This is a genomic window from Cellulomonas sp. P4_B5_2, assembly GCF_056402235.1.
The window spans coordinates 1-10,716 of sequence record NZ_JBFUHU010000102.1 but is presented as its reverse complement, the minus strand read 5'-3'; the positions used below and the strand labels follow the sequence as shown (position 1 = coordinate 10,716).

The 10,716-nt window shown below is 71.9% G+C and carries 10 protein-coding genes and 1 pseudogene; 5 read left to right on the top strand and 6 right to left on the bottom strand.

Features of this window, described 5'->3' with window-relative positions:
* The 4 genes from qcrB to ctaE form a co-directional block, all read right to left on the bottom strand.
* A partial coding sequence (gene qcrB / locus AC1DUQ_RS09305; protein WP_477073693.1) for a cytochrome bc1 complex cytochrome b subunit occupies positions 1-925 on the bottom strand: 925 nt, incomplete at its 3' end.
* Positions 922-1,959 carry a cytochrome bc1 complex Rieske iron-sulfur subunit gene (qcrA, locus tag AC1DUQ_RS09300; RefSeq protein ID WP_477073692.1) on the bottom strand — a complete coding sequence of 346 codons (1,038 nt, stop codon included), beginning with the start codon at positions 1,957-1,959 and terminating at the stop codon, positions 922-924. The genes qcrB and qcrA, both read right to left, overlap by 4 nt.
* Positions 1,956-2,741 carry a cytochrome bc1 complex diheme cytochrome c subunit gene (qcrC, locus tag AC1DUQ_RS09295; protein WP_477061747.1) on the bottom strand — a complete coding sequence of 262 codons (786 nt, stop codon included), beginning with the start codon at positions 2,739-2,741 and terminating at the stop codon, positions 1,956-1,958. The genes qcrA and qcrC overlap by 4 nt, the downstream gene beginning before the upstream one ends.
* A gap of 69 nt (positions 2,742-2,810) precedes the next feature.
* Entirely contained in the window at positions 2,811-3,458 is a 648-nt protein-coding gene (gene ctaE, locus AC1DUQ_RS09290) for an aa3-type cytochrome oxidase subunit III (protein ID WP_477061748.1), read from the bottom strand.
* A 290-nt stretch (positions 3,459-3,748) separates the two neighbouring features.
* Here ctaE and AC1DUQ_RS09285 point away from each other — a divergent pair, with 290 nt between their 5' ends.
* Both AC1DUQ_RS09285 and trpD read left to right on the top strand, forming a co-directional pair.
* Positions 3,749-4,174, top strand: a complete 426-nt coding sequence (locus AC1DUQ_RS09285; RefSeq protein WP_477061749.1) for a hypothetical protein — start codon at positions 3,749-3,751, stop codon at positions 4,172-4,174.
* Complete coding sequence (gene trpD / locus AC1DUQ_RS09280) at positions 4,171-5,220, top strand: anthranilate phosphoribosyltransferase (RefSeq protein WP_477061750.1); 1,050 nt, start codon at positions 4,171-4,173, stop codon at positions 5,218-5,220. The genes AC1DUQ_RS09285 and trpD overlap by 4 nt, the downstream gene beginning before the upstream one ends.
* A 77-nt stretch (positions 5,221-5,297) precedes the next feature.
* Here trpD and AC1DUQ_RS09275 read toward each other — a convergent pair whose 3' ends face one another.
* Both AC1DUQ_RS09275 and AC1DUQ_RS09270 read right to left on the bottom strand, forming a co-directional pair.
* Positions 5,298-5,579, bottom strand: a complete 282-nt coding sequence (locus AC1DUQ_RS09275; protein ID WP_056090625.1) for an Lrp/AsnC family transcriptional regulator — start codon at positions 5,577-5,579, stop codon at positions 5,298-5,300.
* 8 nt (positions 5,580-5,587) lie between these two features.
* Positions 5,588-7,501: a DEDD exonuclease domain-containing protein gene (locus AC1DUQ_RS09270; RefSeq protein ID WP_477061751.1), complete on the bottom strand. Its 1,914-nt coding sequence runs from the start codon at positions 7,499-7,501 to the stop codon at positions 5,588-5,590.
* 108 nt (positions 7,502-7,609) lie between these two features.
* Between AC1DUQ_RS09270 and AC1DUQ_RS09265 the strand changes: the two genes are divergently transcribed.
* The 3 genes and pseudogenes from AC1DUQ_RS09265 to AC1DUQ_RS09255 all read left to right on the top strand — a co-directional run.
* A complete protein-coding gene (locus AC1DUQ_RS09265) occupies positions 7,610-8,554 on the top strand; it encodes a LysR family transcriptional regulator (protein WP_477073691.1) in 945 nt (314 codons plus the stop codon).
* A 101-nt stretch (positions 8,555-8,655) separates the two neighbouring features.
* Positions 8,656-10,152 carry a S1 family peptidase gene (locus tag AC1DUQ_RS09260; protein WP_477061753.1) on the top strand — a complete coding sequence of 499 codons (1,497 nt, stop codon included), beginning with the start codon at positions 8,656-8,658 and terminating at the stop codon, positions 10,150-10,152.
* Positions 10,153-10,247: 95 nt separating this feature from the next.
* Positions 10,248-10,716: pseudogene (locus AC1DUQ_RS09255) on the top strand (NYN domain-containing protein); the annotation flags it as partial.

The window sequence follows — 10,716 nt, the reverse complement described above, 5'->3', positions numbered from 1 at the left end:
TGTACCAGTCGGGTTGGGCTCCCGCGGACACCGGTGAGGGGTCGTACGGGCCGTAGTTCCAGACGGGGTTGATCGACATCGTCGCCGCCATCAGCGCGATGACGCCGAACACGGTGAAGAAGTAGCCGCCGGCCTTCGCCACGTAGATCGGGAACAGCGGGTAGCCGACGACGTTCTTGTCCGACCGCCCCGAGCCCGGGTACTGCGTGTGCTTGTGCAGGACGACGAAGAACAGGTGCAGGCCGATGAGCGCCAGGATGATCCCGGGCACCAGCAGGATGTGCACCGTGAACAGGCGGGGGATGAGCGCCTGGCCGGGGAACTCGCCGCCGAACAGGAAGTACGACGTGTAGCTGCCGATGATCGGGATGGACCGGACCACACCGTCGGTGATGCGCAGGCCGTTGCCGGAGAGCACGTCGTCCGGGAGCGAGTACCCGGAGAAGCCGGCTGCCAGGCCGAGGATGAGCAGCGTGAAGCCGACCACCCAGTTGACCTCGCGCGGCTTGCGGAACGCCCCGGTGAAGAACACGCGCATCATGTGCGTGACGATCGCGGCCATGAAGATCAGGGCGGCCCAGTGGTGGATCTGCCGCAYGAGCAGGCCRCCGCGYACCTCGAACGAGAGGCGCAACGTCGAGGCGAACGCCTCGGACATCTGGACGCCCTGCATCGCCTCCCACGGCCCGTCGTAGTGCACCTCGTTCATGCTGGGCACGAAGAAGAGCGTGAGGAAGACGCCGGAGATCAGGATCGTGATGAAGCTGAACAGCGCGATCTCGCCCAGCAGGAACGACCAGTGGTCGGGGAAGATCTTGCGCGCGAACGTCTTGACGAACGTGCCGACGCCGGTGCGCTGGTCCAGGTAGTCCGCAGTTCCCGCGGCAAGCTTTTCGACCGGGGTCGGGGTGGCTGTGGTCGTCACTTGAGACGCTCCCAGTAGCTCGGGCCGACGGGCTCCGTGAAGTCGCTCTGCGCGATCAGGTAGCCCTCGTCGTCGACGGTGATCGGCAGCTGCGGCAGAGGCCGCTTCGCCGGTCCGAACACGACCTTCGCTCCGTTGGCCACGTCGAACGTCGACTGGTGGCACGGGCASAGGAKSYGGTKGGTCTGCTGCTCGTACAGCGCGACCGGACAACCCACGTGGGTGCAGATCTTGGAGTAGGCAACGATCCCGTCGTAGGACCAGCCCTTGCGGTCCTCGGCCTCGTTCAGGTCGGCCGGGTCGAGCCGGACCAGCAGGACGACGGCCTTGGCCTTCTCGTCCAGCGGGTGCTCCGCCTCGTCGAGGTCCTCGGGGATGACGTGGAACACCGAGCCGATGGTCACGTCCGCGGCCTTGATGGGCCGGCCGGTCGGGTCCGTCGCGAGCTTGGTGCCCTTCTTCCACATCGTGTGCCGGAACTTCGAGACGTTCCAGTCACCACCGACGTTGCCGACGATGGGCACGATGATCGCCAGCGGGAACAGGGCGAGCGCCGAGATCATGGCGCCCTGGAGCACGCCGCGCCGACCGATGGCCGAGTCCGCAGCGCCGTCCTTGAGGGCGGTGACCGCGCCGGCCCGGTTCTCGTCGGAGCTGCGCTGGACGTGCCGCTCCTCGGACTTCTCGTGGTCGTTCATGAGCGCCTTGGCCCAGTGGACGGCGGCGAGGCCGATGCCCAGCAGGGACAGGGCGAGACCGAGCCCGAGGGCCAGGTTCGAGCGCAGCATCGACTCCGGCGTCTCGCCCGGGGGGAGCGTGAAGTAGGCGACCAGGAAGCCGAGCGTGGCGAGCACGGAGACGGCGAAGAGCACGACGACCTGGCGCTCCGCCTTCTTGTTCGCCTTCGGGTCGTTGTCGCCCAGACGATCGTGGTGCGCCGGGTGACCCGGGTCCTCGAACTTGTCGGGCAGCGCGCCGGGCGCGTGCGTGACGAGCTCGTTGCCGGCCTCGTGGCCAGTGTCGTGGTTGCTCACGAGGACTTCGCTCCGATCCAGACTGCTGCGCCGATGAGCAGGCCCATGCCGACGACCCAGGCCCAGAGGCCCTCGCTCACCGGGCCGAGGGCGCCGAGGTCGAGCCCGCCGGGGGAGGTGCCGCCCTGCTGGTCGATGAACGCGATGATGTCGCGCTTCTCCTCGGGCGTGATGTTCGCGTCGTTGAACACGGGCATCGACTGCGGGCCGGTCAGCATGGCCTCGTACAGGTGGGTGGGCGTGGTCGCCCAGAGGTTCGGTGCGAACTTGCCCTGCGAGAGCGCGCCGCCCGCACCCACGGCGTTGTGGCACATCGCGCAGTTGGTGCGGAAGATCAGCATGCCGTTGGCGACGTCACCGAGGGCCGGGTCGACCTGCTCCGCGGTGGGGATGGCCGGACCGACACCCAGCGACGCGACGAACGCGGCGAGCTGGTTGATCTGCTCCTGGTCGAACTGCACGGGCTTGACCTGGGCCTGCGGCCCGTTCATCTGCATGGGCATGCGACCCGTGCCGACCTGGAAGTCGACAGCCGCGGCGCCCACGCCGATGAGGGACGGGCCGCTCTCCGTGCCGGACGCGGACGGTCCGTGGCAGGTGGCGCAGTTGGCCTGGAACAGCTTCTCGCCGGTCGCGATGTCGTTGGTGCTCGCCTTCACAGGCGCGGCATCGGCCGACGTCGGTGCCAGCACCGCGTACAGGCCACCGGTGAGCAGCAGCGCCAGCAGGAGCAGCACGATCGGCGCACGCCGATCCTGCCTGCGGGCTGCGAGTGCCTTCACGGATCGATCCTCGTCTCGCACGTGGGGGATGGGGGTCTGGGAGCGACGGGCCCGTGAGCCCGGCGCCGGCTACTTCAGGAGGTAGATCACCGCGAAGAGCGCGATCCACACGACGTCGACGAAGTGCCAGTAGTACGACGTGACGATCGCGGAGGTGGCCTCGTGGTGGCCGAACCGCTTGGCGCTGAACGAGCGACCGAGCAGGAAGAGGAAGGCGAGCAGGCCGCCGACGACGTGCAGACCGTGGAACCCGGTCGTCAGGTAGAAGACAGATCCGTACGGGCTCGACGCGATGGTCAGCCCCTCGTGCACCAGCTCGGCGTACTCGAAGATCTGGCCGCCGATGAAGAAGGCGCCCATGAGGTACGTCAGGGCCATCCACTCGTTCATGCCCCAGCGGTTCACCTGGAGCAGGGAGCCGGTGCGCACGGGCTGGAACCGCTCCGCGGCCCACACACCCATCTGGCACGTCACCGACGACAGGACCAGCACCGTGGTGTTGATCGCGGCGAAGGTGATGTTGAGCTTCGGGGTGTTCTCCGCCCAGGCCTCCGGCGCTGCGCCACGCAGCGTGAAGTACATGGCGAAGAGGCCGGCGAAGAACATGAGCTCGCTGGCCAGCCAGACGATCGTCCCTACCGACACGGGGTTCGGTCGGTTGACGCTCACGTGGGGGCTGGTGCGCGGGGCAGCCGTTGCGGTCGACACGATCGTCATTATGGCTGATGACGCCCCCGCATGGGACGTTAGGCCCTCAGCGTGGCCACAGGTAAATGTCACACCGTCAGGATCCGAGGAGTCGCGCGCGAGCCCACGGCCGGAGATCACGCGGATCTGGCGTGCGTCGACGGCCGCGCGCAGCGCCCTGGACGCGTCTCGACGCGCGGCGCGTCGTGGCCTCCGTGCTATGCGTCCCGGACGTGCTGTGGCGGGCCTGACCACCGAGGCGGGACCACCCGTGCCAGAATTCCGGACGGACGCACGTCGACGACGAGTGAGGGACTTCCATGAGCACGGCGCACCCCGACAACGCAGCCACCACCGGCCCGCGGATCCTCCTGTACAGCGACGACGTCGACGCCCGCGCGCAGGTGCGGCTCGCCGTCGGCCGGCGGCTCCGGCGCGGCGCGCCCGACATCGAGTGGGTCGAGGTGGCCACCGCCGCCGCAGTCATCGCGCAGACCGAGTCGGGTGGGCTGGACCTGCTGATCCTGGACGGCGAGGCGGACAAGGTGGGCGGCCTCGGCCTGGCGCGGCAGCTCAAGGACGAGATCTTCCGGTGCCCGCCGACCCTCGTGCTCACCGGTCGCCCGCAGGACGCGTGGCTGGCGTCCTGGTCGAACGCCGACGCCGTGGTCAGCCGGCCGCTCGACCCGGTCGAGCTGCACGGCGCGGTCGCGGCGATCGTCGAGGCGCAGGCCGTCATCCGATGACCGACGCCCCGACCTGGCCGGACCTGTTCGCGACGCTCACGGCCCGGCGGGACCTCACGATCGACCAGACGTCGTGGGCGATGTCCGAGATCATGAGCGGCGCGGCCTCGACCCCCAAGGTCGCCGCGTTCCTCATCGGTCTGAAGACCAAGGGCGAGTCGGTCGACGAGCTCACGGGCCTCGCCGACACGATGCTGGCGCACGCCGTCCGGATCGAGGTGCCCGGGCGCACGCTGGACATCGTCGGCACCGGCGGCGACCGATCRCACACCGTGAACATCTCGACCATGTCGGCCCTCGTCATCGCGGGGGCGGGCATCACCGTCGTCAAGCACGGCAACCGGGCGGCCTCGTCGTCGTCCGGGTCGGCCGACGTGCTCGAAGCGCTCGGCATCCGGCTCGACCACCCGCCGGCGCGCGTCGCCGAGCTCGCCACGGAGGTGGGGATCACCTTCTGCTTCGCGCAGGTGTTCCACCCGTCGTTCCGCCACACCGCGGCCGCGCGCACCGAGCTCGGCGTCGGCACGGCGTTCAACTTCCTCGGCCCGCTCACCAACCCGGCGCAGCCCGGATCCGCGGCGATCGGCGTGGCGGACGCACGGATGGCGCCGCTGATGGCGGGTGTCCTGGCCCAGCGCGGGGTCAGCGCGATGGTCTTCCGCGGGGARGACGGTCTCGACGAGATCGCTCCGACGGGTCCCACCCGGCTGTGGGAGGTCCGCGGCGGCGACGTGACGGAGTCCGTCATCGACTGGGAGGCCGACCTCGGCGTGCCTCGCATCGCGCTCGACTCGTTGCGGGGCGCGAAGGCCGACTACAACGCCGACGTCGCGCGGCGTCTGCTCGGCGGGGAGACCGGCCCGGTGCGCGAGACCGTCGTGCTGAACACGGCCGCGGCGCTCGTCGCCGACGGCACGCTGCCCGGCACCGGCGTCGGGACGCTCGTGGAGCGTCTGGTCGCAGCGAGCGGGCACGCGCGGCAGTCGCTGGACAGCGGGGCTGCGGCGGACGTCCTGGCGCGCTGGAGGGCGGCGAGCGCGCGCTGAGCTAGTCCTCGTGCTGACCTCGCGCTCGCTCCGGCCGAGTGACGCTCCCGCGCCCTCAGCCTCCGCTGCGCTCCACGTCAGTCCTCCAGACCGAGGGCGAACGCCTGCTCGAGGTCGTGCTGGCTGTAGGTCCGGAACGCGATGTACGTCTGCGTGCGGATGACGCCCTCGATCTTGCTCACCTTGTCCGCGATGACGTCGGCCAGGTCGTCGTGCTCGCGGACACGCACCATGGCGATGAGGTCGACCTCTCCGGTGACGGAGTAGACCTCGCTGACTCCGGGGAGCTCGGCGATCGCGGCGGCGACCTCCGGGATCCTCGCGGCGTCCGAGTCGATGAGCACGATGGCGGTCAGCATGCTCGTCATCATGCCGTGCGCGGCGGGTGGATGCTGAACGGGATGACCTGCGCGTCGTCGAGCTCCAGCCTGACCGGCCGCGCCTCGACGACGTCGAGCTCGCGTTCCGCGCCCACCCGGGGCAGGTGGACCACGAGGCCGTCCGGCTCGGGGGCGAGTCGCGGTCTGACCAGCGTCGCGACGGCGGTCGCCGGGTCTCCCAGCGCCTCGGCCGATCGCACGGGGCACGCCCACGGCACGTCGACCGCGACGAGGCGGACCCCCGGCTTCTCCAGCCAGGCGAGGATCAGGTCGGTCTCCTCCGGGTGCGCGGCCGTGGCAGGAGCGACGGCGGGCTCGACCTGCTCGCCGGTGGCCTGGAGGGTGGCGATGGCGGGCCGCGGGTCGGTTCGCCGGTCCACCCGTGCGGTCCCTGCGAGACGTCCGAACCGCACGAGCACCAGCTCCCACCCGCCGTCGTCGGCACGTCGAGCGGCCACCAGCTCGGCGCAGGTGGCGAGCGGGGCGAACCGCTGGGCTCGTGACGCGCCACGCAGGAAGCCGCCGAGGCGGTCCCGGACGGTCGCGGCCTCCTCGAACCGCTCCTGCGCCACCAGCCACGCGATCCGGTCGGCGTGCGCCTCGACCACGGGGGCGGCGTCGGCGACCATCGCGTGCCGGACGCGGTCGACGACCTCCGCATAGCCGGCCGGTCCCTGGTGACCGGTGCACGGGGCTCCGCACTTGCCCATCTCGACCAGCACGCACGCCGACGAGCCGGGCGCGGCCACGAGGGGGAGCTTGCGGGTGCACTGCCGGATGGGGAACGTCTCGTGCAGGGCCTCCACGGCCAGCTGGGCCGTCGACGCGGAGGAGAACGGTCCGATGTAGGTCGTGCCGTCGCCGTCCTTGACCTCCCGGACCACCGACAGGCGCGGGTAGGGCTCGGAGGTGAGGCGGACCCACGGCATGCGCTCGGGGAACCGGGACCTGCGGTTGTACCGGGGGGAGTGGGCGGCGATGAGGCGGAGCTCTCGGACGCGCGCCTCCAAGGGGGTCGCGCACGGGATCGGGTCGACGCGCTGCGCGACGCGGACCATCTCGATCATCCGGCTGCGCTTCTCCGCCGACGTGAAGTAGGAGCGGACGCGCTGGCGCAGCGACGTCGTGGACGTGCCGACGTAGAGCACCTCGTCGCCGGGTCCCCGGAACAGGTAGACGCCCGGCCCGTCCGGCAGGCCGTCCGCGAGGGTGCGCTTGCGGCGCACGTCCTCCGGCACGGGGTCCGTGGCGGTGGCGAGGTCCTCGAGGTGGGTGATGCCCAGGGGAGCCAGGCGCGCCAGCAGCGCGTGCAGCACGTCGACCGTCGCGCGGGCGTCGGAGAGGGCCCGGTGGTTGGGCGTGACCGTGGCGTGGAACAGGTAGGCGAGGGTGGACAGCTTGTGGTTCGGGGCCTCGTCGCGCGTGACCACCCGGCGCGCGAGCCGGACGGTGTCCACCACCTTGTTGCCCGGCCAGGCGTGACCCGTCCGGGCGGCGGCTGCCTTGAGGAAGCCGATGTCGAACGGGGCGTTGTGCGCGACGAGCACGGACCCGCGCGAGAACTCGAGGAAGCTGGGCAGCACCTCCTCGATCGGCGGCGCCCCGATGAGCATCGTCGTGGTGATGCCCGTGAGCACCTGGATGAAGGCCGGCACGGGACCGCCCGGGTCCACGAGCGTCTGGAACTCGCCGATCACCTCGCCGCCGCGCACCTTGACGGCACCGATCTCGGTGATCGCGCAGTCCGCCGGGGTGCCGCCCGTGGTCTCGAGGTCCACGACGACGAACGTGACGTCCGACAACGGGGTGCCCAGGTCGTCCAGCGTCTGCTGCACCGGACGCGCGGCCGGGTCCGGGGTGGCGTCCGCCCAGACGGGGCGCAGGCGGCGGACGGACGACATGGCTGGGACGCTACCCACGGGCACCGACACGACTCGGCTCCTGCCCCGGTGCGTCGCGACCTGGCCGTATGTCTCCCCACGACGGTGGCGGGTCGATAGTTTCGCCGGATGGAGCTCGAGCTGCGCCACCTCCGTCTGATCGTCACCGTCGCGGAACAGGGCTCGGTGACCCGCGCGGCCGCGACCCTCGGACTCACCCAGCCCGCCCTCACGGCCCAGCTCAACCGGATCGACCGCACGTTCGGAGCGGCGGTGTTCACGCGTGACCAGAGGGGCGCGCGGCCGACCGCCCTCGGAGAGTTCGTGCTCAGCCGCGCCAAGGTGCTGCTCCCGGCGATGTCCGCGCTGGTCGAGGACGCGCACCGGATCGTGGCCGGCCGGGACAAGCAGGCGCGGTCGGTGCGGGTCGGCACGGCGGCCACGGCGTTGGGTGGGCTCTTCGTCAACCACCTGGTGTCCGGACTGCACGCCGAGGTCACCAGCGTCACGCTGCCGGACGTCGACGGCGTCTCGGCGCAGCTGGCGGCGCGGACGCTCGACATCGCCCTGGTCGGCATGTGCGGGAACGCGTCACCGCCGACGGCGGGCGGTGTCCGGTGGTGGCGGGTGAGCACGGACCCGGTGTTCGTGCTCGTCCCGGACGACCACCCGCTGGCCACCCGGGCGGTCGTCGCGCTCACGGACCTCGCGGACGCCGACTGGCTCGGGGTGTCCGGCGCCGGGTGCTTCCAGCGCTGCTTCGTCACCGCCTGCGCGCGGGCCGGGTTCACTCCGGGCAAGGTGAGCGAGGCCGACCGGGCGGCGTGCGWCGACCTGGTCCGGGCGGGTCACGGTGTCGCCCTGGTGCAACCGACGTTCCCCGACACCCCCGGGGTCTGCGTGGTCCCCCTGGCGGGCGTGCCGCTGCAGTGGGCGCACCACGTGGGCTGGCACGACGAGGCGCCCCCGCTGCCGGTCGACGGCATCGTGGAGGCCGCCGTCCGCGCCCACGCCGAGGCCGTGAGCCGCAGCAGCCCCCGGTTCCTCGACTGGCTGGCCGCCTCCAGGGCATAACCGCGGTGCTATGCCCACCGAGTGATCTGTTCTTCGACTCCCGTCACGCCTAGTGTGACTGACGGCCTACCGGCCGATGTGACGACGGAGGGACGACGGACATGACGCGACACACCTGGAGGGCGGCGGTGACGGCCTGTGCGGCCGGCGCGCTCCTCGCCGGACCGCTGGCGGTCGGATCGACTGCCGCACCATCCGACCCCGGATCCACGAGCCCGCAGGAGCTCGGCATCCAGCAGAAGGTCGACCCCGCGATCCAGAAGGCGCTCGAGCGCGACCTCGGGCTCAGCCCGTCCGCTGCCGCCAAGCGGCTCACCTTCCAGGCGGACGCCGCCGGGAAGCAGCGCGTGCTCAAGGCACGACTGGGAGCCACGTACGCCGGCGCCTGGATCGACCCCACGAAGAACGTGCTGTACGTCGGCGTCGCCGACGGAGGTGCCGCCTCGACCGTGCAGGCGGCCGGTGCGCAGGCCGTCGTCGTCGACCACACGCTCGCCGACCTCGAGCAGTGGCAGTCCTCGCTCGACGCGACCACCGCCGAGGCTGCCGCGGCCGTGCCGAGCTGGTACGTCGACGTCACGACCAACTCGGTCGTCGTGTCGGTGCGCGCAGGCGGCGAGACCGCCGCACGCCGGCTCGTCGAGCGGGCCGGGGTGCCGGCGGACTCGGTGACGTTCCAGCCGACGGCCGAGGCGCCGAGGACCTTCATCGACATCGTCGGCGGCAACGCCTACACGATCGGCGGGACCAGCCGCTGCTCCGTCGGCTTCTCCGTCACGGGCGGGTTCGTGTCCGCGGGCCACTGCGGTCAGACCGGGGCGACGACCGCGACGCCGACCGGGACGTTCCGGGGCTCCAGTTTCCCGGGCAACGACTACTCGTGGATCGGCGCCGCCGCCGGCAACACCCCGATCGGCGCGGTCAACCAGTACAACGGCAGCCGGGTCTCCGTCGCCGGGTCCACCGACGCCGCGGTGGGCGCCTCGGTCTGCCGGTCGGGATCGACCACCGGCTGGCACTGCGGGACGATCCAGTCCCGTGGCGCCAGCGTGACCTACGCCGAGGGCACGGTGAGCGGGCTCATCCGTACCAACGTGTGCGCCGAGCCCGGCGACTCCGGAGGCTCCCTCATCGCCGGCAACCAGGCGCAGGGCGTGACGTCCGGCGGGTCCGGGAACTGCTCCTCCGGCGGCACCACCTACTTCCAGCCGGTGAACGAGATCCTGTCCGCCTACGGGCTCACGCTGACCACCGGGGGAGGCGGCACCACCCCGCCCCCGACGACGTCCTGCTCGGGCTACGCGGCCACCTACCAGGGCACCCTCTCCTCCGGCTCCGCCGTGGCCCAGCCCTCGGGTGGCTCGGTGAGCGTGACCCGCAGCGGCACGTTCCGGCTCTGCCTCGCAGGTCCGACCGGCGCCGACTTCGACCTCTACCTGCAGAAGCGGAGCGGGACCGCCTGGTCGACGGTCGCACGGGGGACGACGTCGTCGCCCAACGAGGCGTTCACCTACTCCGGCACCGCCGGCACCTACCGGTACGTCGTCGACGCGTACTCCGGCTCCGGCGCGTACGTCCTGGGGGTCACGACCCCCTGACGTCGCGGCGGACCCGGCCTGGCGGTCACCCCGCACCCGGGGGCCGCCGGGCCGGGTCCCGGCGTCGACTGCCCGCGGCACCTAGGGTGCTGGTCATGAGCGGCGAACGCGGGACCGGCGACGACGCCACCGAGGTGCCGACGACGTTGCGGACGGCGCTGGTGCAGGTGGCAGCCGACGTCCTGGGGACGACGGAGCCCGTCGAGGTCCCCCCCTCGCTGCGCGCCGTCCACCGGTTCGCCCCACGTCGACGCGCGACCGCGGGGGCGGGGCCGCTGTGGAGCGCTCTGCAGGACGACGCGTACCGGGCACGGGTGGCGCGCGTGTGGACGCAGGCGAACCCCGAGCTGGCCGCCCAGGTGGCTCCGGACGCCCCGGAGCCGGCTGAGCCGTCGGTACAGGCCGCGGTCGGCGCGTGGCTCCTGGGCTCGGGGTGGCAGGAGCTGATGCCTGCGGAGGAGTCGCCGGTCGGCGCCGTGAGTGCGGAGGCGCAGGCCAGGCTGGCGCGCGCCCAGGCGGAGGTGGAGCGGGTCCGGGCGGACGCCGCGGCGGCCCGCGACGAGG